The organism is Methylorubrum sp. POS3, from assembly GCF_043352485.1.
GTDB classification, from domain to species: Bacteria; Pseudomonadota; Alphaproteobacteria; order Rhizobiales; family Beijerinckiaceae; genus Methylobacterium; species Methylobacterium suomiense.
Genome location: NZ_JAPRBT010000001.1, coordinates 556,471 through 578,616, shown reverse-complemented (window position 1 = coordinate 578,616; position 22,146 = coordinate 556,471). Strand labels below are relative to the sequence as shown.

The window sequence follows — 22,146 nt, the reverse complement described above, 5'->3', positions numbered from 1 at the left end:
CAGGAAGAGCGGAATGGGTGAGAGCGACATTGAGCCCTATGCCGCCGTGTCCAATTCCGGAAACGGCTCGCTGCGGTGCCCCTCGCACACCTCGTCCTCGTCGCGCAGCACGCTGAGCGCGCCGTTATCGTCGCGCAAAACCAGCTTCGGCCGTTCCGGCTTGCCGAAGGTCCGGCCGAACATGCGGCTCTTGACGCAGTAGAGCCGCCGCCCGCCATCCTCGAACGGGCCGGCCAGCCGGCTATGCTCCAGCCGCACGGGCAGCAGCGAGACCGAGCCGAATTCGACCTGCCTCAGGGCCAGCGCGGCGATGCGCTCGCGCAGCGTGCCGGGGGATGCGCCGGGCGGGGGCGGCGGGGCGGCCGTGGTGCAGGCACCAAGACCGGCGGCGAGCCAAGCCGCGCCCCATACCCTACCGCCGCTGCGCATCGCCGAATCTCCCCGTCGGGGCGAAGCGTAGCCATTTCTAGCAGGACGGGAAACATCCCTGGCGGTGCAATCCATCGGCCGCCATTCCGGGCGCCGCAAGCGAACCGTGATCGACGACGGGCCGCGACATGGAGCGTCCGACGCCTGTCACGGATGGGTCCCGGTTTCCGCTGCGCGGCCCCGGGAAGACGGCGCACACCATCCCAAGGCGCGAAAAAATCCCTATCTTCTCCCTATGCAATGGATCGACGAGGGCCTCGTGCTGGGCCTGCGCAGGCACGGCGAGACGTCGGTCGTGCTCGAACTGATGACGCCGGAGCGTGGGCGGCATCTCGGCCTTGTCCATGGGGGGCGCTCGCGGCGGATGCAGCCGGTGCTCCAACCCGGAAACACCGTGCGGGCGACCTGGAGGGCGCGGCTCGACGGGTCGCTCGGCGCCTACACGATCGAGCCGCTGCGACCCGCCGCTTCGCGGCTGATGGGCTCGGGACTGGCGCTCTACGGCATCGGCCATCTCTGCGCACTGCTGCGCCTGCTGCCGGAGCGCGATCCCCACCCCGACCTCTACGCGGCGGCCCAGGTGCTGATCGAGCATCTCGACGAGACCGAGATCGCTCCCGCCCTGATGGTGCGGTTCGAGCTCGCGGTGCTGGCCGGTCTCGGATTCGGGCTCGACCTGTCGCGTTGTGCCGCCACGGGAGCCAACGATGCCCTGGTCTACGTCTCGCCCAAGAGCGGGCGCGCCGTCAGCGCCTCGGCCGGGGAGCCGTATCGCGACCGCTTGCTGGCGCTGCCGCCCTTCCTGCGCGACCGCGACCAGCCCGGCAGCGGCTGGCGCACGCCCGATGCCCACGACGTTCGGGAGGGGTTTACCTTGACGGGGTATTTCCTCGATCAGCACGTCTGGCGCCCGCGGGCGCTGGCGCCGCCGGAGGAGCGGGCACGATTCGTCGCACATGGCACTGGCCAGGGGTGACAATGTTCGTGTTATGTTCCTACGGATTCCCTTTGCACCGCGATGCGTCCGGCGATCGATCGCCGCCGTCGCGGGGGCGGACGGCGTAACCGCCGTCCGGTCCGACAGGTTTTGGAGTGAACGATGGGCCAGCCCGTCCTGCCGCCGCCGGGCGACGGCATCGAGAGCGTCGAACTGAAGACGGCGCTGGAAGAGCGTTACTACGCCTACGCGCTCTCCACGATCATGCAGCGCGCGCTGCCGGATGCCCGCGACGGCCTGAAGCCGGTGCATCGGCGCATTCTGCACGGCATGAACCTGCTGCGGCTGAACCCGACCGCAGCCTTCAAGAAATGCGCGAAGATCGTCGGCGACGTGATGGGTGACTTCCACCCCCACGGCGATCAGGCGATCTACGACGCGCTGGTGCGCCTCAGCCAGGATTTCGCCCAGCGCTATCCGCTGGTCGACGGTCAGGGCAATTTCGGCAATATCGACGGCGACGGTCCCGCCGCCTACCGCTACACCGAGGCGCGGCTGACGGAAGTCGCCCGCCTCCTGCTCGACGGGATAGACGAGGACACCGTCGATTTCCGGCCGTCCTATAACGGCGAGAAGGACGAGCCGGTCGTCCTGCCGGCGGCCTTCCCGAACCTGCTGGCCAACGGCTCGCAGGGCATCGCCGTCGGCATGGCGACCTCGATCCCGCCCCACAACGCGGCCGAACTCTGCGACGCGGCGCTCTACCTGATCCAGAATCGCGAAGCGACGTCCGAGCAGCTCTGCTCCTTCGTGCAGGGCCCGGATTTCCCCACCGGCGGCATCCTGATCGACAGCCCGGAGACGATCCGCGAGGCCTACCGCACCGGCCGCGGCGGTTTCCGCGTGCGCGCCCGCTGGGCCAAGGAGGATCTGGGCCGCGGCACCTGGAACATCGTCGTCACCGAAATCCCCTACGGCGTGCCGAAGGCCCGGCTCATCGAGAAGCTGGCCGATCTCCTGCAGGAGAAGAAGCTACCGCTGCTCGCCGATGTGCGCGACGAATCCGCGGAGGATGTTCGCGTGGTGCTGGAGCCGCGCTCGCGCTCGGTCGATCCGGTGATGCTGATGGAATCGCTGTTCCGGCTCTCGGAGCTGGAGGCGCGGGTCCCGCTCAATCTCAACGTCCTCGTCGGCGGAGTCGTCCCCCGCGTGATCGGGCTCGCCGAGTGTCTGCGCGAATGGGTCGATCACCGCCGCGTCGTGCTGCAGCGGCGCTCGACCTACCGCCTCGGCCAGATCGACCGGCGCCTCGAAATCCTCGGCGGCCTGCTCATCGTCTATCTCGATCTCGATGAGGTGATCCGCATCATCCGCGAGGAGGATGAGCCGAAGGCCGCGCTGATGGCCCGGTTCGAACTGACGGAAGTGCAGGCCAACGCCATCCTGGACACCCGCCTCCGCAGCTTGCGCAAGCTGGAGGAGATGGAACTCAAGCGCGAGTTCGAGGCGCTGAGCGCCGAGAAGGAAGGCATTGAGGCGCTGCTGGCGTCCGAGAAGCTGCAATGGACCGAGATCACCAAGCAGATCCGCGCAGTGAAGAAGACGTTCGGGCCGGACACCAAGCTGGGCCGCCGCCGCACTACCCTGGAAAACCCGCCGGACACCGCGGGCATCGACTTCACCGCCGCCATGGTCGAGCGCGAGCCGATCACCGTGATCCTGTCCGAGAAGGGCTGGATCCGCGCGCTCAAGGGCCATGTCGCCGATCTCTCCGGCGTCGCCTTCAAGGGCGACGACACGTTGAAGGTCTCCTTCCCCAGCGAGACGACGCAGAAGATCCTGCTGCTCGCCTCTAACGGCAAGGTCTTCACCATCGAGGCGTCGAAGCTGCCGGGCGGACGCGGCTTCGGCGATCCGGTGCGGCTGATGGTCGATCTCGACGACGGCACCGAGATCGTCGCGGCGCTCCCCTACAAGCCGGAAAGCAAGCTGCTGGTGGCGGGCTCGGATGGGCGCGGCTTCATCGCACCCTCCGACGCGCTGGTCGCCAACACCCGGAAAGGCAAGGCGATCCTGGGATTGGACGAGGGCGCCAAGGCCGTCCTGCTGGTGCCGGCAGAGGGCGACCACGTCGCCGTCTGCTCCTCCGACAAGCTGATGCTGATCTTCCCGGCCTCGGAACTCACCGAACTCGCCCGCGGCAAGGGCGTACGGCTGCAGCGCTGCCGCATGAGCCGGCTCGCCGATGCCTGCGTCTTCTCCCTGGCCGAGGGCTTGCCCTGGCGCGACGGATCGGGCCAAGCGAAGATCGCCAACGCCGCGATGCTGGAGAAGTGGATCGGCCACCGCGCGGAGGCCGGCACCCTGATGAGCCGGAGCTTCCCGAAATTCGAGCGGTTCGGGCGCTGATGGCGCCGGAACCGCCTGACCGGGAGCGTCGCGCTTCGTTCGGAACGCGCTCGGTGCGGGCCGCGTGACCCGGCTCGGGACGAACGAACCGCGTCCTCGAACCATGGCAGGGGTCTCGGCGCCCCGTGGGCCTCTCGAACACTGCTAGCTCCGCATCCGGCGTTGGTTGCGCGCAGTGAATGGCGCGAACACGTCTCATCAATGGAGGGCAAGTGCCAATTGGCCCTCAGATCAATGCAGCGATGACGCTTGCTCAAACAACGGGTCAGGAAGCATTAACGCTACGGTTCCGAAGTCAAGTTCGGGCATCTGAGCGACGCACGTTAACCCGCTCGCGCGGCTGATTTTTAAAATATGTTAGTAACCGGAGTCTAAACCTATCTTTTGATAGAGAGGCGAGGGTTGCATGTTCCGGAAGGACGAAGGTGGGACGGTCGTCGTCGTCGTGGCCCTGGTGCTGCCGGCCATACTCATCGGTACCGGTGGAGCGATCGAACTCACGCGCGCCGTGACCTTCCGGCAGCAACTCGCGAGCGCCGTCGAGCTGTCGTGCAAGCAGGCAGCACTTTATGTCGATGATAGGAAGCAAAAAGACTTCCATAATGGCGTAACTGTTTTGACCTATCCCAGTGAAGTGGCGGATATCGCAGTCAGAAATTTCAAGGCGAAAAATGTTTTGGATGGTGATCCGCCAACGACCGTGAATACGGACTCCAACGTTCATGTGGAAGCTCAGCGGACGATGCCGTTAATCTTCGCGCGGCTTCTCGGAACGAACAGTCTGAGTTTTTCGGCGTCTCAAGATTGCGCGGTCACGCCGACCGACAAACTCCCCCACAATCCGGATAAGCCCGCCGTCGTCTTTCGCGAGTCTTTCGAAGGAAACCACGATGTCGCCGCAACCGGATCAGGCTGGGGTGTTTTCGGGGGCTACAACAACAAGAATTCGTGGAATGGCTGGACCACTGAAGGCGCCGGTGTCGAGATCGACAGTCAGCGGGCGATCGCCGTGAGCAGGGTGTTGTTCGGTTCCTACTTTGCTGAACTCGATAGCGACTGCAGGACGGCAACGAACAAAGGAAATCAGAGTTGCAGATCGAATTCCACGCTATCTCATAAAGTGAATGCGAGGCCCGGAACGTATCAAATTCGCTACTGGTACGTTTCTCGTAAGGGCGACTCCTCTCTTGGAAAAAACGTCATCTGCGGGGCGAAAGACAAGGACGTCGCTTATTATACAAAGGATGGTCAGACTAATCGCATTGAGATTTATTTCAATAAATTGGACAAAAATAAAGACGGACAAGAAATAAAATATAATGTCGATGATCTAATCGACGTTTGCGTTCTATCGAACGAATGGACGGAACGCGTCATCAATGTAACCGTCTCGACCGCTGGTGAATATCTCTTCACGTGGCGCGCCGCAGGCCGGGAGGATACATATGGCGGGTTGATCGACAATCTCCGGATCTGCGAAAATTTCTGTCCGGCGACCTGAGCGATGCCGACTTTCGTCTTTTCTCGCCATACAGTTCGACGTTTCACGCATGATGTGCGTGCGGCGACAACGGTCGAATTCGCCATGGTGCTGTGGCCGCTGATTGCCATCGTCATGATGTGTCTACAGATTGCCTTGCACCAATACGTCCAGTCGATCTTGAGCAATACCCTGTTCGACACGGCGGCGACGCCGCCGGCCGTGATCCTCGCCGGGGATCAGTCCGGCTATAAAGGCGAGATCTGCGACAAGATCCCTTTCATCAAGAAGTCCGTCTGCGCGGAGCAGCTCTTGGTTGAGATGTCACCCCTGTCGGAGGTCCCGATCGCAAAAACAGAGGTGACCGGTCGTATTTTCTCGGTCGGTCAATCGATGAATGTCATGATTTTACGGGCCGCCATACCGACGCCGCGCATCTTTCCGGCCTTGCCCCAGGGTTGGGCCAAGGCATCCGTCGTCTTTCGGAGGCCGTGATATGCGGAGGCTTCTTCGAATCCCTCCTTGTCTGCGCGGCGATCAGAACGGAAGCGTGACTATCGAGTTCGCTTTGCTGATGGTCTTCCTCTTGATGGTCGCCGCAGCCGGCACTGATCTGGCGAACATCTCGGGCCTCAATCGCGAGATCGAGCGATCGACGACCCAGATCGCGGCAGCTGTCGCCTCGTGTCCAATTGCACAACAAGGTTGTGTGCGCCAAACCAGGGATGACTACTTGGCCCGCCAGGCGAACACGCTCATTCGCTTTTCTTCGTTACAGTTAACCATCATGCAAGTTGTTAAAAATGCGGGTGGAGTTCGTGTCTGCGTCGGAAACGGTACTTACCTCGATAGTGACATCATGGCGAGCGCCAAGAGTGTGCTGGACGATGGTAATATCGGCGTCGTAGTCGTGATTTCCACGACGTACTTGCCCTTCCTGCCGGTCTTCACGAGACTCTTCATCGGCGGCACATCGACCAATCTGAGCGGGCATACGATCGCAGTCTCGCACATCGATGCACCGATTTGCTGAATGGGAACCGTGTCGAGTCGCCGAAGCCCGCTTGCAGTCGGAAGCAGGTCATGGAGCTGGGCGCATTGCGAGGCTGCGGGCACGACCTCCGGTGGGTTGTCGGAATGCACCGGTTGGCCTCCCCGTAGGATCGTATCGGGATCGCTGCGATCCTCGCTGTCCTGTCATCGTGACTCTGTCGCACGGTTTCTATCGACACGCGGCGACGTCAGATCACACCTCGATGTTGTTATATCGGAACTCCGCAACCCCTCTCACAGATGTCGGCTCAGGGCGTCTCAGGCCGGGAAGTTGCTCTTGTGATAAAGTGGCTTCGGCGAGATCAGCTTAGCGTTGCAGTATGCAGTATGAGAATTAGTTATCGGAGTAAAAACATTCGGGTATTTGGCAGTTATGTGAAGCGTAATTTTGTATTCAATCAGTAGTGAAGTTTTTGTAAGCCTGCTGATTGCAGCGCCTTCACGCTGTTTGGGGTCGGCAAATCGATCGGCAACTTCGTTACTGAATGCATTTAGGCAGGGGCAAGGACTCCTCAATGTCGGCTCTTATGCTGATTAGTAGATCTGTTCTCGGGGCGTAATCTGCTAAATTGGGGCTTGCGTGTGAATTTTAATAAGTATAAGAAATGAATATATTGTTTGATTCCTCATTTTATTTCGCTATTCAGGAGTCTCTGTGGTAAAGGGGATCCTGATTTTGACCCTTGATGTGTCATGGATTGAAATATTCGTCGCGCTCGACGCGATGATTGCTCTTCCGTGCCTATTGGTAGCAACTGTACTGATCGGGAAATATATCTGCGATATTCAAGCAATGATTCAAAGCCGTGCACGCGGAGATCGACGTGGTTCTCCGAGACATTTTCGGTCGGAGGCCTGCGAAGCACAATCGTAGTCAAGCTACGAGTATTGGAGGAGCTGTAAAGTAAAATGCGAGCATATGTTTTGGCCGCGTGTCTGGCCGTTCTTCCCGTGGCGATTGCCCATGCCGATCCGGTCGAGATCGTCGCCAACCCCTCCGCCGCGAGCGGATCGATCACCGAGATCGACATCAAGGACATGCTGTATGCCCCCACCACCGTGAAGGTGAAGCGGGGTACCATCGTGCGGTGGAAGAACATCGACGAGGTTGCCCATAACGTGCAGCTTCGGGGCGGACCCGCCAAGGGCTGGGACAAGGCCCAGGGGCCGATGTTGAGCCAGAACGAGACCTACGCTCTGCAATTCAACGATGCCGGCACCTACAAGTATATCTGCACCCCGCACTCGATCGCCATGAAGGGCGAAATCGTCGTCGAGTAAGCCGGGGTCCATAGCCCCCTCGGCCCGGTGAACCGAAGACCGGGCTGTTTGCTCGATGCGGGTCATCCGATCCGGGTTGGTCCTTCCGATCATCCCGGATCGGTGAACGAATCCCAAGCTCTTTGGTGATCGCTGTTCCGGCGTCGCCGAAAGCTAAGTTTGCGCCGATAATCGACTTGGCTCGTCGACATCGAAGGAAGTGGCCGGGGCGCCCGGAATTTCCAGCACGTCGTTCCGCCCGCCCAGGATCGGGCCGGCGCCGCGGTCGCCCGTGAGTCCGGCGAGATCGTCCGCCAGCAAGGTCAGGTCGAGGAGCACCGGATTGCCGCGGCGGTGGCCGTGCACCGGCACCACCGCGCTCGGGCGCGGATCGGCCCTCCGATAGGCCGCGATCAGGTCGTCGAGATGGGCCGCCTCGATGCGCGGCATGTCACCCAGAAGCACCAGCGCGGCCTCGGTGTTCGGCGGAAGAGCGGCCAGCCCGGCCCTCAACGAGGTCGAGAGCCCTTTGGCAAAATCGGGGTTTTCGACGAGGATCAGGTCGAGACCGGCGAGCACGGCTCGAATCTCGGTCGCGTGGGCGCCCAGGACGACCACGACCGGCCGTGCCAAAGAGGCCAGGGCAGCGTCCGCCGCGTGCCGCACCATCGCTTTGCCGGCGAAGTGGGCCAGCATCTTCGGTTGCGGACCGAACCGGCTCCCGAGTCCGGCGGCGAGGATCACCGCGCCGACGCGCGGATCAGGACTCATGCGCTGCCGCCCTCGGCTGGCCACGGAGCGGAATCTCACCGAGCAGCCCGCCGACGCCCATCCGCACGATGTCGGCCCGCGTCACGGACAATCCGGCCAGCAGACGGTGCAGGACGAAATCGAATCCGTTCTCCTTGGGCGAGCGGGCGCAGCCCGGCGCACCGATCACGGGCATATTTCCGAGCGTGCCGAGCAGAAGCAGGTTGCCCGGATCGACCGGCATGCCGAACTGCTCGACCCGGCCCCCCGCCGCCTCGAGTCCCGCCGGGATCACGTCGCGGCGGTCGGCGATGGCGGAAGCGCCGAACACCACCGCAAGGTCGCAGCCTTCGGCCGCCAAGCGTGAGAGCGCTTCGGCGACGGCGCCGGCCGCGTGGGGAACCCGTGTCTCCGCCACGATGCCGGCACCCGCCGGCGCGAGTCGATCGGCGAGCACCCGCAGGGTCTTGGCGATGGTGGCGGGTTTGAGTCCCGGCAGCAAAGTCGAGACGACGCCGATCCGGCGCCGATGATAGGGCGCGAGCCGGAGAGGGGGGTGCGGCGCCGCGTCCAGCGCTCGTTCCAGGCTCGCGCCCGCCACCGCGTAGGGGATGATCTTGATGGTGGCGACCATCTCGCCCGCCGCTACCGGGCGATAGGCCGGCAGGGTCGCCACCGTGATCGCCTCGTCGACGAGATTGACGGCGTCGATCCCGGCCGGATCGACCAGAAGCACGCCCGCCGCCGTGGCCACGAGGTTGCAGCGGCCGGTGAAGGCCGGCTCCGGCGTGAGACCAGCGCCCGCGAGATGGTGCGCCAAGCGGGCGGCGGCCTCGTCCTCGCCGACATCGTCCGGATCGAGCCGCACGGCCACGATCTGCCCCATGCCCGCTTCGGCGAGGAGGCGCGCCTCTTCCGCCGGAATCGGCCGGCCCTTGCGCAGGGTCGCGCCTTCCGCGCGCACCGTATGGGCCGCGATCAGTCCCGCGCTGTCGCGCGTGGCGACCGGTCCGAAGCGCATAGTTTAGGCTCCCGCCCGCGCGGCGATCCGGCCTTGTCGCAGGGTCGCGACGAGCTGGGCCAGGATGGCAAGGGCGATCTCGGCGGGGGAGACGGCACCGATATCGAGCCCGATCGGCGCGTGGATGCGAGCGATCGTGTCCTCGTCGAAGCCGGCTTGTCTCAATCGCTCGACGCGGCGCGCATGGGTCTTGCGCGAGCCGAGGGCACCGACATAGGCGCACCGCGCCCGCAAGGCGGCGATGAGGGCCGGGTCGTCGATCTTCGGATCGTGGGTGAGGGCCAGCAACGCCGTGTAGGCATCGAGCCCGATCGCCTCCAAGGCCATGTCGGGCCATTCGGCGATGAGCCGGACGCCGGGAAACCGTTCCGGCGCCGCGAAGGCCGTGCGTGGGTCGATCACGGTGAGGTCGAGCCCGAGCTGGGCCGCGATCGGGACCAAGGCCTGGGTGATGTGCACCGCCCCCACCGCGACGACCCGCACCGGCGGCGCGTGGATGGCGATGAACAGGGGGCGCCCCTCCGCGTCCGCGATCAAGCCGCTGCGCCCGCTCGCGAGCCGCTCGCGCAGAGAGGGCGCGAGCGGATCGGCGTCGATCTCATGATCGCGCACGAGGCGCTGGCGTCCGTCCGCCGGATCGGTGACGAGCAGGACCGGACGGCGCGCCGCGCGCTCCGCATTGAGGGCCGTCAGAGTGTCGAGGCGCATGGGGAGACCTCAATCGACCCGTTCGACGAAGATGCGGATGCGGCCGCCGCAGGAAAGGCCGACCCGCCACGCCGTCTCGTCGGCTACGCCGAATTCGAGCGTGCGCGGTCGGCCGTCGCCGATCACGTCGAGCGCTTCGGTGATGACGTCACCCTCGACGCAGCCGCCGGAGACCGACCCGAGGAAAAGCCCGTCCGCGTCGATGAGAAGATGGCTGCCGACCGGCCGCGGGGCCGAGCCCCAGGTCTCGATAACCGTGGCAAGGGCGACGCTGCGGCCCTCGTGCCGCCACGCCTCGGCGGCGCGCAGGATATCGTCCTCGGTGGAGAGCATGGTGGTGTCCCGGGCTCAGAGCCGCGCCCCGCCACGTCGGGTCGGATCACGCCGCTCAATCAGTGTTTCGACGCGCATTCTTCCGACGAACCGGCATCCCCTTCGTCGGACAACGCGCAAGCGGATCCGCTCGCCCCCGGGCGTCCCGTTCCCAGAGGTAGGGGCCCGCGTCCGTTCCGCAATGCGGCGGGGTTCCGGTCCCGCTCCCGATCCCCATGCCCCCTGTTTGCCAGGACGTCGCCGGGCCTTATCAAGGACGCTGCGCTGCTCAAGGATGGAACGCCGCTGTGACGATGGGACGGATCGCATGGCCGGCGCTCGCCCTGCTGGCCCTCATGGGAGGCGCGCAGGCCGCCGAACCCCTGCGGATCGGACTGGCTCTGCCGCTCTCCGGCCCCGATGCGGGGTTCGGGCAAGGCGCGCGGCTCGGAGCCGAACAGGCCGTGTCCGAGATCAACCGCGCGGGTGGCGTGCTCGGCCAGAAGATCCAACTCGTCGTGCAGGATGATGCGGGCGACCCGAAACAGGCCGTCGCCGCGGCTCGAAAGCTTGCCGGCGCCCATGTGCGCTTCGTCGTCGGCCATCTCAATTCCGGGGCCGCGGCTGCGGCGAGCCCAATCTACGAGGAGTCCGGCATCGTCTCCATCACCCCCGGAGCGACCTGGGCACCGTTGACCCGTCGGGGTGCGAGCCTGCTGTTCCGGTTGGCCGGGAGCGATGCGCAGCAGGGCCTCATCGGCGGTACGCTGCTCGCGCAGCGCTTCCGCGATCGGCCGGTGGCCATCGTCCACGACAAGACGAGCTTCGGCCGCTCGCTCGCCGATGAAGCCGCCCGGGCGTTGAAAGCGGGCGGCGGTCGCGAGCGGTTGTTCGAGGGGGTGTCGCGGGAGGATCGCGAGGTGGCGGGCCTCGTCGCCAAGCTGCGGGCTCTGGGGATCGAGGCAGTCTATTTCGGCGGTCTCCAAGCCCCGGCGGCTCTTCTGATCCGGGCGATGCGCGAAGCGGGACTCAACGCGACGCTGATCGGCAGCGATGGCCTCCTCGACAAGGATTTCGCGCAGGTGGCCGGCGCTGCGGCGGAGGGGACGCTCATGACGCTGGCGCCCGCGCCACCGCGCCTGCCCGAATCCAGGGGCGGCGCACGTACGCCGCGCACGCCGGAGGCCGACCTGTTCGCGGGCGCCGCCTACGCCGCCTTCGAAGTGATCCGGCAGGGGGCGGAGGGCGCGCGGACGACCGATCCGGCCAAGGTCGCGACCTATCTCCACGGCGGAGCCACGACGCGCACCGTCCTCGGCGAGGTCGCGTTCGACGCCCGCGGCGATCTCGTCCGGCCGCCCTTCGCGGTGGCGACGTGGCGAAAGCTCTCCGATGGCCGAATCGACTATGCGGGCACCGAAACCGCGCCCTGAGGCTGTGAAATCCGCTGTGACGCGCTTTCCGCTGGCGATAAGCCGTCATGCGGCGCCGCATATTCTTGCGCGAAGGCCCTTCGACGCTTAAGTCGCAGGACTGGTGCCTTTCGCGAAACGCCCGCCGCCCCGGCCGATGCCGGGACGACGACCTGCCTCATCGGGCATTTCGCGAGCGGCACCTGACGCCCGGCCGCGCCGCGTGCCACCTCCGAGTCACCGCGCTCGGCGGATCGGACCCGCAGGGCTGCGCGTTCTGCACGATACCCTTTTATCGATTTGCCGGTGCGCCCGTGCAGGCGGCCCGGCCGGAGACAAGTGCATGGCGAAAGAGGAACTGATGCAGTTCGACGGCTTGGTCGTCGAAATCCTGCCGGATGCGCGCTACCGGGTTCAGCTGGACCAGGGGCACGAGATCGTGGCCTACACGGCCGGCAAGATGAAGAAGAACCGCATCAAGACCCTGGCCGGAGACCGCGTCACCGTCGAGATGTCGCCCTACGACCTCGAGAAGGGGCGCTTGGTCTTCCGCCATAAGGACGAGCGCGGTCCGACCGGTCCCCGCCCGCCGCAGCGCGGTGGTCAGCAGTTCCGTCGTCGCTGAGGCGGCGTTTCGCGGCCTCTGCCTCGTTTGAAGGAATGGCCGACCTCAACGGTCGGTCCCGCTTCCAGCCAGATTGCGCGACGGGTCCTTGCGCTTGGCTTCGGATCGGCATCGGTCGGAGCAGTAACGGACCTCGTCCCAGACCCGCTCCCACTTCTTGCGCCACGCGAAGGGGCGCCCGCACTGCGCACAGATCTTTTGCGGGAGATCGCCTTTGCGGCGCATGGGCGGCATGGGGTCAACCTTCGGATCGCATGACGCGGCCAGTTCCGGCCATTCGGTCTTTCGAGTTCAGCCGGCTCGCGCGGAGGTAGGGCGCCACGCCTCTCCGCCTCGGGGCCGATATCGTCGCAGATCACCGGCGCTCGGTCGCACGCGTCACCGCCCGATCTGGGGCACCTCGCCCAGGGGCACCGGGCTCCAGCGGGTGAGCAGCACGTAGCCGTCCCTCGCGGCGATCACGACTTGGCGGCGGTGGCGATGGATCACCGTGCCCGGTGCGTGGCGGTGCGCCTCGCGCCAGCCCTCGGCCTCGGCCACGTAGACCCGGTTGTCGCCGAGCCGGGCGATGGTCTCGATCCGGCCGAAGGCGCGGACCCGGCGCAGGACCGTGTCAACGTCCTGGCGAAAATCGAGGGTGCGGTCCGCATCGTTCACCCGCTGCCAGTACGACCCGTCACCCTGCGGCTCGGGCCGGCGCCAGCGATCGGCCAGTTCACGGCCGATCGGCCCGGCCGCGAGGCGCCGGGCGGCCAACCGGCACTTGATCAGCAGGGTCTCGTGACTTTCCCGCGGATCGAGCGCGAACAGGTCCTGGGCCAGGATATCGCCGGTGTCGAACCCCTGTTCGGCGAGCACGTGAGCCGTGACGCCCCAGGTCTCGTAGCGGTCGAGGACCGCCCGGAACAGCGGGTAAGGCCCCCGCCCCGTCGGTAGCGGCGAGGGGTGGATGTTCAAGGCGTAACGCAGGCGACCGTGCCAGCCGCGGATCAGCCAGGGATAGCCCGCCACGACGAGCGTGATGTCGCGCCCGTGTTCCTTGGCAAGGCGTTCGATGTCGTCGGGCAGGATGCGCGACAGCTGGATCGGAATGCGGTGGCGTCGGGCCTCGGCCACGACCACGTCGTTGTGGTCGTAAACCGGATCGCAGGGCCGGGTGAACAGCTTGACCGGCGTCCATCCGGCCTCGACCAATCCGTCGAAGACGGTGCCGAGGAAGTCGATCCCGGCAAAGGCGAATTTCATCTCTGGCCTCGCCAACCCTTGCATGCGTGGACGCGGTCCGCCGCCGCGCCTGCGACCTTAGGCGACGGGGACGGACGAGCGGGCCCAACTCCTCGGCGGGCCGCCGGACCTTAGCTAGCCGATCCGGGACAGAGGTGAAGCCGGAAAGGTGGGCTCGAGATGGATCGCGTCGTGATCTATGGGGGGACGGGCGGCATCGGCGGCGCCACGGCCCGGCTGCTGCGGGCGCGCGGCGTGCCGCTCCACCTCGTCGGCCGCGACGCCGGGCGTCTGGAGCAGAAGGCCGCCGAGCTCGGCGAGACCGGCTTCACCGCCGGCGACGTGACCGATCCGGCCCTGTTCGCCCGCGTCTCCGAGGAAGCGGGGGATCGTCTCGGTGGCCTCGTCTACGCGGTGGGCACGATCCAACTCGCGCCGCTGGCCAAGCTCTCGCCGGAGCGGATCGAGACGGATTTCCGCATCAACGCACTCGGCGCCTTCCTGGCGGTGCAGGCCGCCGCCCGTGCCCTCAAGGCCGGGGCGGGGGAGGGGAGTGCCGGTATCGTGCTGTTCTCCACGGTCGCTGCGGCGCAAGGGTTCTCGAACCATGCCTCCGTCGCCATGGCCAAGGGCGCCGTCGAGGGTCTCGCGCTGTCGCTGGCCGCCGAACTGGCTCCCGCGATCCGGATCAACGTGGTGGCGCCCTCGCTGACGCGCACGCCCTTGGCCGAGGCCATCACCCGCAACGAGGCTTTGGCCTCGGGCATCGCCGGCATGCACGCCCTCCAGCGTCTCGGCGAGCCGGAAGACGTGGCCGAACTCGCGGCCTTCCTCGTGAGCCCGCAGGCCGGCTACGTCACCGGCCAGGTGATCGGCGTCGATGGCGGGCGCTCCCGCCTGCGCACCAAGGGCTGAGGGAGGCGGCGGTGAAGACCCTGCGCTTGCTGCTCGGCGACCAGCTTCACCGCCGCATCGCGACGCTCTCCGATCTCGATCCCGAGACCGACATCGTCCTGCTGGTCGAGGTTCGGGACGAGGCGACCTATGTCCGCCATCACAAGCAGAAGATCGCCTTCCTGTTCTCGGCGATGCGCCACTTTGCCCGTGACCTCGAGGCGGAGGGCGTCACGGTCGATTACGTCCGCCTGGACGATCCCGCCAACACCGGCTCGTTCGGCGGCGAATTGGAGCGGGCCTATGCGCGCCATGCCCCGGAGCGGGTCGTCGTCACCGAGCCCGGCGAATGGCGCGTCTGGGAAATGATGCAGGATTGGCGGGAGAGCCTCCCGCTGGAGATCCGCGAGGACAATCACTTCCTATGCTCGCGGGCCCGCTTCGAGGCCTGGGCCGAGGGTCGCAAGAGCCTGCGGATGGAGACCTTCTACCGCGACATGCGCAAGCGGACCGGCCTGCTAATGGAGGGCGGCGAGCCCGAGGGCGGACGCTGGAACTTCGACACCGAGAATCGCAAGGCCCTACCGAAATCGCTGGAGCCGCCCGAGCGGCTGAGCTTCCCGCCCGACGCCATCACCCGGGAGGTGATCGAACTGGTGGAGCGCGCCTTCGGCGACCATTTCGGCCGCCTCGACGGGTTCGCTTGGCCCGTCACCCGCCAGGATGCGCTCCAGGTGCTGGCCCGCTTCCTCGCCGAAGGACTGCCGCGCTTCGGCGATTATCAGGACGCGATGCGAGGGGACGCACCGTTCCTCTACCATGCGCTGATCTCGCCGATGCTGAATGCGGGTCTCCTCGACGCGGAGGAGGTCTGCGCCGCCGCCGAGCGGACCTATCGCGAAGGCGGCGTGCCGCTGAATTGCGCCGAGGGCTTCATCCGTCAGATCCTCGGTTGGCGCGAATACGTGCGCGGCGTCTACTGGGCGCGCATGCCGGATTACGCGCGTTCCAACGCCCTCTCGGCGGAGCGCGACCTGCCGTGGTTCTACTGGTCGGGTGAGACCGAGCTGGCCTGTCTCAAGGCCTGCATCGGCCAGACCCGCGACCACGCCTATGCCCACCACATCCAGCGGCTGATGGTGCTCGGCAATTTCGCGCTCATCGCCGGAATCGAGCCCCGGCAGGTCGAGGAATGGTATCTCGTCGTCTACGCCGACGCCTACGAATGGGTGGAACTGCCCAATGTCCACGGCATGGTGCTGTGGGCCGATGGCGGGCTTCTCGGCTCGAAGCCCTACGCCGCCTCCGGCGCCTATATCGACCGGATGTCGGATTATTGCGGCGCCTGCCATTACGACGTGAAGCTCAAGGCCGGCCCCAAGGCGTGCCCGTTCAACTACCTCTACTGGAACTTCCTGATCGAGAATGCCGAGCGACTCTCGGGCAATCCCCGCATGGCCATGCCCTACCGAACCCTCGAGCGGTTCGGGCCCAAGCGCCGGGCGGAGATCGCGGCGGACGCGACGCGCTTTCTCGATTCGCTGGAGCGTCGGCCTGAAGCGGACCATTCAGGTCGGAACTGATCGTCCGCTCACAACGGATTCCAGATCGCCAACGCGACATACGGGCCGGGACGGAGAGGTTCCTGTGCCGACCCCTCGAACTGGCAGCCCGCGGAGAGGCGGAAGCGGGATGGGCCGAGCGCAAGATCGGTCGCGTGCAACCCGAGACCCCACTTGCGATAGCCGGTCCGGTCGATCGCACCGATGACCTCCGGGCCGAAATAAGCGCCGAACAGGGACAGGCCCCAGGAAAGCCGAGCCCAGGCCTCGCCCCGGGCCGAACCCACGATCACGCTCGCCGTCGCCAGTGTCGCTTCGGTCGGGCGTGCCCAGATCTCGCCGTGCAGGCGCAGACCTTTGCGCAGCGGCAGGGGTTGCGTGCCGTCCAGTCCGGCCAGCACCTCGAAAGACAATTCCGGCCCCGCGAGCAGGGTCGCCACGCCCCAGCGCCGTACGAACTGGTAGCCACCCAGAGCCGCGCCCAGAGCGGTCGCCCTTGCCAGGACCGGAAGGCGGCCTCCGCCTTCGAGCCTGACGCCGGTGCCGATGCTCACCAGGGCCACGAAGCCGTCCCGGTCGAAGCGGTCGACGGCGAGCTTGGCGCCGCTCGTCGAGAAGGCCGAATGCCCGGCTTCGAGATTGTTGAACAGAACCGTGCGCCGGGTCGTGTCGTCCGCATGGGCCGCATTCCAGGCGAGCGTCGCCATGACGATCGACGCGCGCAACGGGGCAAGACGCATCCGCGACCGACGTTCGAGCCTGACCTCATCCCGGCGGACCGTCGCCATGCGGCCGTCGCCTCGCGATCCCCACTCTCGGGCGGTGCCGCTCGTCATCTTTCGTCGCACATGTCCACGGTCGACGATCGAATGTGCATCACAATCTCTAGATGTGCTAGAAAATTAACAATGATTTATTGATATTGTTTCCGTTCTTATCTCTAGGTATATTGATGCGGCAAGTATTAAACCTCAAGAAGAGGGATTCGGGCAGATTCCTGCGCGGGTGATCCTCCGCACGCCGTGCGCGGCGCGCGCACCCGAACCGCTTGGCGGAATCCCCGGCTTGGGCTAGAGCCGCGCCTGTCCGAAGCCAACGGCCGAGCCGGTTTGACCTCCGCTGCCCGCACCTCCGATGTTCTCACCCTGCTGGCGAGCCAGGAGAGCGAGCGACTGACCGTCGGCGACATCATCGCCGTGCTGCGTGACCGCGCCTTCGCGCTGCTCGTGGTGCTGCTCGGTCTTCCCAATTGCCTGCCGATGCCGCCGCCGATCCCGCTGGTCTGCGGCCTGCTCCTGTTGCTCATCGCCGTGCAGATCGTGGCCGGCATGTCCTCGCCCTGGCTGCCGCGGCGGGTTCTCGGCCAATCGGTCGCCCGCGAGACCGTGGCCAAGGCCGTGACCCGCGCGGTTCCGCTGCTCCGGCGCCTGGAGCGCTGGTCGAAGCCGCGCATGAGCGTGTTCGAGACCGCCATCGGCATGCGCGGCATGGGCGTGCTGATCCTGGCCCTGGCCCTTGCCCTGATCGTGGCGCCGCCTTTCTTCGGCCAGATCCCGCTCGGCCTCGCGGTCTCCCTGATTGGCCTGGGACTGGTGGAGCGCGACGGTCTCGTCGTCGTGGTCGGCCTCGCCATCGGCGGGCTCGGCGTCGGCATCTCGATCGGCTTCGTCTACACCCTGTTCGCCAGCGTCATGAGCGCGCTGAGCTGGCTCAGCCAAGCGATCCCGGGCCTCGCCTCGTAGGGCCTCCGTCCCGGAGGATCGGCTCCGGGAAGGCAGCCATCGGTCTGGAGAGCCTGCACCCGCGGGAGCGGCGTTCTCGCTGACGGATCGCGAGAGGACTTCACGCCTCCAGATGGCGGCGACGGACGAGTCGGTGCAGGAGTCCACCGCGAGGGCCCACCAGCATCGAGAACAGGTAGAGCGCGCCCGCCGCCAGCACGATCGCCGGCCCGGTCGGGAGCCGGATGCCGGCATGATAGGAGACGAGCAGGCCCGCTACGCTCGCCAGCATCGAGATCAGCATCGACACGGGAATCAGTCCGGAGAGATCCGCCGCCCAGAATCGTGCGGCGATGGCCGGAAGCAGCATCAGGCCGACGGCGAGCAGCGTGCCGAGGGCCTGGAACCCGCCAACGAGATTGATGACGACGAGCGCCAGAAAGGCCGAATGCACCGGCCCTCCGACGCGCCCGACCGTGCGCAGGAACAGCGGATCGACGCATTCGATGACGAGCGGTCGGTAGAGGGCGGCCAGCGCCAGCAGGGTCAGGCTGGCGATTCCGCCGAGCAGCGTCAAGGCGTCGTCGTCCAGCGCCAGCACGGTACCGAACAGGATGTGCAGCAGGTCGATCTGCGAGCCCCGCAGCGAGACGAGGAACACCCCGCCCGCGAGCGAGATCAGGTAGAAGCCCGCGAGGCTCGCATCCTCCTTCAGGACCGTCGAGCGGGTGACGAAGCCTGCGGCGAGCGCGACGGCGAGACCCGCGATCAACCCGCCCAGCGTCATCGCCGGCAGCGATAGGCCGGCGACGAGGAAGCCCGCGGCGGCGCCCGGCAGGATCGCGTGGCTCATCGCCTCGCTCATCAGGCTCATCCGGCGCAGCATCAGGAACACGCCCAGCGGCGGCGCCGACAGCGACAGGGCGAGGCAGCCCGCGAGCGCCCGGCGCATGAAGCCGAACTCGATGAAGGGGCCGACGAGAAGGTCCGACAGGCCGGCGAGCGTCACGGGGCGGCTCCGTGGCCGGCATGGGAGTGATCATGGGCGTGATGATGGGTATGCCCATGCCCTGGCGGGTGATCGTGCCCGGATGGGTCGTGCGCGTGCCTCCCGTCATGGGTCGGGCCCGCCTCGTGGCGGCAGATCGCGGCGGCCTCGTCCCAGGCCTCCGACAGGGCGAGCGCGCGGGCCAGCACGGGCGGCGACAGCACCTCCGGGGTCGGGCCCCAGGCGATCGGTCGGCGGGCGAGGACCAGGGTGGAGGGGAAATGCGCCCGCACCTGATGCAGATCGTGAAGAGCCGCGACGACGGTGCGGCCTTCGCCATGCCAGCCACGGATCAGGGCGAGCAGATCGGCGGTGGTGCGCTCGTCGATGCCCGTGAAGGGCTCGTCGAGCAGGATCAACCGCGCGTCCTGCAGGATCAGCCGGGCGAACAGCGCCCGCTGGAACTGACCACCCGACAGCGTGCCGATCGGCCGATCCTCGAAGCCGGTCAGACCGACCGCCGCGAGCGCGTCGAGAAGCTTCTGCCGGTGCCGCGAGAGGCTTGCCCAGGCGCCGAACGGCCGCCACAGGCCCATCGCGGTCAGATCGAGCACGCTGACAGGGAAAGTACGGTCGATCTCGGCGGCCTGGGGCAGGTAGGCGATCGCCCGCGTGCCCGTCTCGATGCTGCCGTCGAGGGCCGCCACCTCGCCGACGATGCCCTTGAGCAGGGTCGACTTGCCGGCCCCATTCGGCCCCACCAAAGCCAGCAGATCGCCGGCGGGAACCACCCCGTCGAGATGGTGGACGGCCGGGTGCCGATCGTAGCCCAGGGTCAGGCCCCGGAAGCGGATCTCCCCCTGGCTCACGCGGTCTGCGCCCACAGAATCACGGCCCACAGGAGCGCCGACAGCGCCAGCGCCGCCGCGAGGCGTGCGGACGCCCCGCTGCGGAACAGGGAGCGGCGCGGGAGACGGTCGGTCCCGCCGGCACGGTTCATGGGATCTCCGAAGGAGAAATCGGGGTGATGGGCAGGTGTCGAACGACGCGGGCCATCGTTGCCCAATGACGGGCGGACGCCTATCTTGGTGCGGCTGATACACTGTAACATGGCCCGAATTCAATCGGGCCGGACGGGGAGGCCGGGATGCGCGCATACGCGCAGCAGGACCACGGTCACGATCACCACCACGACGGGGCCGATGGTCGGCACGGCTGCGGCCGCTGCGCCGAGAGCGCGACCGAGCGGGCCGAGCGATTGTGCCAAGAGCGCGGCCTCCAGTTCACGCCGCTGCGGCGGGATGTGCTGGCGGTGGTGGCGGCGGAGGGCCGCCCGCTCGGGGCCTACGACATTGCCGAGCGGATGAGCGGGCAGGGGCGGCGGGTCGCGGCGGTCTCGGTCTACCGGGCCCTCGACTTTCTGACCGAGCAGGGACTCGTCCACCGCATTTCGAGCCGCAACGCCTTCGTCTCTTGTGAGCACGACCACGGCGACGGCGCGAGCCTCGTCTTCCTGATCTGCCGCAGCTGCGGCGGCATCGACGAGATGACCGCACCCGCGGTCGAGAGTGCCTTGGACGCGACCCTGGCCCAGGCCGGGTTCACGCCGACGAGCCGCATCTTGGAGGTCGAGGGCGAGTGCGGCAGCTGCCGCGAGCGCCGGCGCCGCGAGGGTTGATTCTCCGGGGGGCGCCTCGACGCCCCCCCCGTCTTGCCTCACTGCGTGATCGGCCCGTCGATGGCCATCGAAGCTGCGTCCGGCCTCCTCGGGCCGGGACGCATTTCTCGCGCTTCGGTCATGCCGCGCGTTCTTGCGACGAGTTGGTGTGCGCTTCGACGGGATGCGCCTTAGAAAGCGTTGCGGTAGGCGCGCGGCGAGATCACCGTCTGAATCATGATCGTGATGTCGAGCCAGATCGACCAGTTGTCGATGTAGTGCAGGTCGGCCTGGACGCGGGCTTCCATCGCCGCGTCGGTGCGGGTCTCGCCCCGAAAGCCATTGACCTGGGCCCAACCGGTGATGCCGGGTTTCACGTTGTGGCGCCGCGCGTAGAGCGCGATGCGCCGCTCGAAGCTGCGGTCGTGGGCGAGCGCGTGGGGACGCGGCCCTACCAGCGACATGTCGCCGAGGAGAACGTTGAGGAGCTGGGGCAGCTCGTCGATATTGGTCCGGCGCAGGAGCGCGCCGAGACGGGTGATGCGGTCGTCGTCACGGGAGGCCTGCCGGAACGGGGCATCGGCCTGGACCTTCATGCTGCGGAACTTGAACACGCCGAAGGCCTCTTGATTGAAGCCGTGGCGCCGCTGCCGGAAGAAGACCGGGCCGGGGCTGTCGAGCTTGATCAGCATGGCGATGACGAGGAAGAGCGGGGCGAGCAGCACCAGAGCGGTTCCGCTGACCACGAGGTCGAAGGCACGCTTGAGCATGACCTCGCCCGCCGAGAGCGGCCGACGCCCGATATTGATGCCCGCCAGGCGGCCGACCCGCGCGACCTGAAGATCCGGGAAGCGGTCCATCATCACGCTGGGGCGCAGGTGCAGGGCCGCCGGGACGCGCAGGAAGGCATCGATGCAGCGCTCGATATCGGCGGTCTGCGACCACGGCACCAGTACGAACACGTCGTCGGGCCGCAGGAAGCGCACGACCGAGACGGCGAGGTCGAGATCCTCGTCGAGGAGCGCTTCGGCGCTGGCTGCGCCGGAATTGGGATCGAAGCGGCGCAGGTAGCTCGTGCCGACGACCCGCAGGCCCAAGGCGTCCACGTCGTTGCTGGCGTAGAAGCCCGCGATATCCTCCTCGTAGCCGACCAGATGAATGCGGTTCGCCGAGGCCGAGGCTGGCGTCACGTGGCGGCGCACCAGCGCGACCATTCCGGCCCGCACCAGCAGGGCGGCCGGCAGGCCGACGAGGAAGAAGGCCGCGGAGGCGACCCGCGAGAAGTCGTTCGAGGTCTTGGTCGCGAAGCCGATCAGGAGGGCGATCGCCCAGGCCATCAGCCAGAGGGTGGCGGTGCGGCGCAGGTGCGGTGCGCGGGAGAGACAGTTCTCGATGCTGTACTCGTCGCGGACGAGATTGGTCAGCAACATGAGCAGAGCCAGGAATGCGCCTGTCTGGACGTTGCGGCTCAACGCCAGCGGGATGAGGGCGCCGTCGTTGCTGTAGGCGTAGTAGGCGGCATCGACGCCGAAGCCGGTCGCCATGATGGCCAGGAAATCGGCCGCCAGCACGGCCGACGAGATGCCGATCCGCAGGGCCATGCGCTCTCGCCGCGGCAGGAGCGCGGTCCAGACGGCGCGCCGCGCCCGCGAGAGGGGAAGACGCTGATAGACCTGGGGAGGACGCTCGTGAAACATCGGTCTC

General features: G+C 66.8%; 24 protein-coding genes. 12 read left to right on the top strand and 12 right to left on the bottom strand.

The window, feature by feature from the left end; translation table 11 throughout:
* Positions 1 to 36 precede the first annotated feature (36 nt).
* The gene (locus tag OWC43_RS02825) at positions 37 to 429 is read right to left on the bottom strand and encodes a hypothetical protein (RefSeq protein WP_393955640.1); all 393 of its coding nucleotides are present in this window, start codon (positions 427 to 429) and stop codon (positions 37 to 39) included.
* Positions 430 to 664: 235 nt separating this feature from the next.
* Between OWC43_RS02825 and recO the strand changes: the two genes are divergently transcribed.
* The 6 genes from recO (at position 665) to OWC43_RS02795 (ending at position 7,589) form a co-directional block, all read left to right on the top strand.
* Positions 665 to 1,405: a DNA repair protein RecO gene (recO, locus tag OWC43_RS02820; protein ID WP_393955639.1), complete on the top strand. Its 741-nt coding sequence runs from the start codon at positions 665 to 667 to the stop codon at positions 1,403 to 1,405.
* Between the two features lie 123 nt (positions 1,406 to 1,528).
* Complete coding sequence (parC, locus tag OWC43_RS02815) at positions 1,529 to 3,775, top strand: DNA topoisomerase IV subunit A (protein WP_137828736.1); 2,247 nt, start codon at positions 1,529 to 1,531, stop codon at positions 3,773 to 3,775.
* A 406-nt stretch (positions 3,776 to 4,181) separates the two neighbouring features.
* Positions 4,182 to 5,276 (top strand): hypothetical protein, encoded by a 1,095-nt coding sequence (locus OWC43_RS02810; RefSeq protein ID WP_393955638.1) that lies wholly within the window; start codon positions 4,182 to 4,184, stop codon positions 5,274 to 5,276.
* Positions 5,277 to 5,279: 3 nt separating this feature from the next.
* Entirely contained in the window at positions 5,280 to 5,750 is a 471-nt protein-coding gene (locus OWC43_RS02805) for a TadE/TadG family type IV pilus assembly protein (protein WP_393955637.1), read from the top strand.
* A 55-nt stretch (positions 5,751 to 5,805) separates the two neighbouring features.
* Positions 5,806 to 6,288, top strand: coding sequence for a hypothetical protein (locus tag OWC43_RS02800; RefSeq protein ID WP_393955636.1), 483 nt, complete (start codon positions 5,806 to 5,808; stop codon positions 6,286 to 6,288).
* 929 nt (positions 6,289 to 7,217) lie between these two features.
* On the top strand, positions 7,218 to 7,589 hold the full coding sequence (locus tag OWC43_RS02795; RefSeq protein WP_393955635.1) for a plastocyanin/azurin family copper-binding protein: 372 nt from the start codon (positions 7,218 to 7,220) through the stop codon (positions 7,587 to 7,589).
* A gap of 153 nt (positions 7,590 to 7,742) precedes the next feature.
* Here OWC43_RS02795 and OWC43_RS02790 read toward each other — a convergent pair whose 3' ends face one another.
* The 4 genes from OWC43_RS02790 to OWC43_RS02775 are packed head-to-tail and all read right to left on the bottom strand — an operon-like array spanning position 7,743 to position 10,380.
* Positions 7,743 to 8,339 carry an NTP transferase domain-containing protein gene (locus tag OWC43_RS02790; RefSeq protein ID WP_393955634.1) on the bottom strand — a complete coding sequence of 199 codons (597 nt, stop codon included), beginning with the start codon at positions 8,337 to 8,339 and terminating at the stop codon, positions 7,743 to 7,745.
* Positions 8,329 to 9,339, bottom strand: coding sequence for a molybdopterin-binding protein (locus OWC43_RS02785; protein WP_393955633.1), 1,011 nt, complete (start codon positions 9,337 to 9,339; stop codon positions 8,329 to 8,331). The genes OWC43_RS02790 and OWC43_RS02785 overlap by 11 nt, the downstream gene beginning before the upstream one ends.
* Before the next feature lie 3 nt (positions 9,340 to 9,342).
* Positions 9,343 to 10,047: an XdhC family protein gene (locus OWC43_RS02780; protein ID WP_393955632.1), complete on the bottom strand. Its 705-nt coding sequence runs from the start codon at positions 10,045 to 10,047 to the stop codon at positions 9,343 to 9,345.
* 9 nt (positions 10,048 to 10,056) lie between these two features.
* Positions 10,057 to 10,380, bottom strand: coding sequence for an XdhC family protein (locus tag OWC43_RS02775; RefSeq protein WP_137828728.1), 324 nt, complete (start codon positions 10,378 to 10,380; stop codon positions 10,057 to 10,059).
* A 293-nt stretch (positions 10,381 to 10,673) separates the two neighbouring features.
* On the opposite strand from OWC43_RS02775, the gene OWC43_RS02770 reads away from it, so the two are divergent.
* Both OWC43_RS02770 and infA read left to right on the top strand, forming a co-directional pair.
* On the top strand, positions 10,674 to 11,792 hold the full coding sequence (locus OWC43_RS02770) for a branched-chain amino acid ABC transporter substrate-binding protein (protein ID WP_393955631.1): 1,119 nt from the start codon (positions 10,674 to 10,676) through the stop codon (positions 11,790 to 11,792).
* 322 nt (positions 11,793 to 12,114) lie between these two features.
* Complete coding sequence (infA, locus tag OWC43_RS02765; RefSeq protein WP_056239380.1) at positions 12,115 to 12,396, top strand: translation initiation factor IF-1; 282 nt, start codon at positions 12,115 to 12,117, stop codon at positions 12,394 to 12,396.
* 45 nt (positions 12,397 to 12,441) lie between these two features.
* On the opposite strand, the gene OWC43_RS02760 is transcribed toward infA, so the two are convergent.
* Together OWC43_RS02760 and OWC43_RS02755 are read right to left on the bottom strand one after the other, a co-directional pair.
* On the bottom strand, positions 12,442 to 12,630 hold the full coding sequence (locus tag OWC43_RS02760) for a DUF2256 domain-containing protein (protein WP_171015437.1): 189 nt from the start codon (positions 12,628 to 12,630) through the stop codon (positions 12,442 to 12,444).
* Positions 12,631 to 12,774: 144 nt separating this feature from the next.
* On the bottom strand, positions 12,775 to 13,641 hold the full coding sequence (locus OWC43_RS02755; protein ID WP_137828726.1) for a methionyl-tRNA formyltransferase: 867 nt from the start codon (positions 13,639 to 13,641) through the stop codon (positions 12,775 to 12,777).
* Between the two features lie 159 nt (positions 13,642 to 13,800).
* Between OWC43_RS02755 and OWC43_RS02750 the strand changes: the two genes are divergently transcribed.
* Positions 13,801 to 14,535, top strand: coding sequence for an SDR family NAD(P)-dependent oxidoreductase (locus OWC43_RS02750; RefSeq protein WP_393955630.1), 735 nt, complete (start codon positions 13,801 to 13,803; stop codon positions 14,533 to 14,535).
* Between the two features lie 11 nt (positions 14,536 to 14,546).
* Positions 14,547 to 16,097, top strand: a complete 1,551-nt coding sequence (locus OWC43_RS02745) for a cryptochrome/photolyase family protein (RefSeq protein ID WP_393955629.1) — start codon at positions 14,547 to 14,549, stop codon at positions 16,095 to 16,097.
* Between the two features lie 8 nt (positions 16,098 to 16,105).
* Here OWC43_RS02745 and bcsS read toward each other — a convergent pair whose 3' ends face one another.
* Entirely contained in the window at positions 16,106 to 16,801 is a 696-nt protein-coding gene (gene bcsS / locus OWC43_RS02740; RefSeq protein WP_393955628.1) for a cellulose biosynthesis protein BcsS, read from the bottom strand.
* 384 nt (positions 16,802 to 17,185) lie between these two features.
* Between bcsS and OWC43_RS02735 the strand changes: the two genes are divergently transcribed.
* Positions 17,186 to 17,818: an exopolysaccharide biosynthesis protein gene (locus OWC43_RS02735; RefSeq protein ID WP_281405164.1), complete on the top strand. Its 633-nt coding sequence runs from the start codon at positions 17,186 to 17,188 to the stop codon at positions 17,816 to 17,818.
* A 100-nt stretch (positions 17,819 to 17,918) separates the two neighbouring features.
* Here the strand turns inward: OWC43_RS02735 and OWC43_RS02730 are convergent, their stop codons facing one another.
* From OWC43_RS02730 to OWC43_RS02720, 3 genes are read right to left on the bottom strand one after another with little or no spacing between them, the layout of a single operon-like run.
* Positions 17,919 to 18,749 carry a metal ABC transporter permease gene (locus OWC43_RS02730; RefSeq protein WP_137828807.1) on the bottom strand — a complete coding sequence of 277 codons (831 nt, stop codon included), beginning with the start codon at positions 18,747 to 18,749 and terminating at the stop codon, positions 17,919 to 17,921.
* A gap of 53 nt (positions 18,750 to 18,802) precedes the next feature.
* Positions 18,803 to 19,669 (bottom strand): metal ABC transporter ATP-binding protein, encoded by an 867-nt coding sequence (locus tag OWC43_RS02725; RefSeq protein WP_393955627.1) that lies wholly within the window; start codon positions 19,667 to 19,669, stop codon positions 18,803 to 18,805.
* Complete coding sequence (locus OWC43_RS02720) at positions 19,651 to 19,785, bottom strand: hypothetical protein (RefSeq protein ID WP_281405163.1); 135 nt, start codon at positions 19,783 to 19,785, stop codon at positions 19,651 to 19,653. Before OWC43_RS02720 ends, OWC43_RS02725 begins: the two co-directional genes overlap by 19 nt.
* Positions 19,786 to 19,932: 147 nt before the next feature.
* Here OWC43_RS02720 and OWC43_RS02715 point away from each other — a divergent pair, with 147 nt between their 5' ends.
* Positions 19,933 to 20,463, top strand: a complete 531-nt coding sequence (locus tag OWC43_RS02715) for a Fur family transcriptional regulator (RefSeq protein ID WP_137828721.1) — start codon at positions 19,933 to 19,935, stop codon at positions 20,461 to 20,463.
* 170 nt (positions 20,464 to 20,633) lie between these two features.
* Here the strand turns inward: OWC43_RS02715 and OWC43_RS02710 are convergent, their stop codons facing one another.
* Positions 20,634 to 22,139: an exopolysaccharide biosynthesis polyprenyl glycosylphosphotransferase gene (locus tag OWC43_RS02710; RefSeq protein ID WP_393955626.1), complete on the bottom strand. Its 1,506-nt coding sequence runs from the start codon at positions 22,137 to 22,139 to the stop codon at positions 20,634 to 20,636.
* Positions 22,140 to 22,146: the final 7 nt, after the last annotated feature.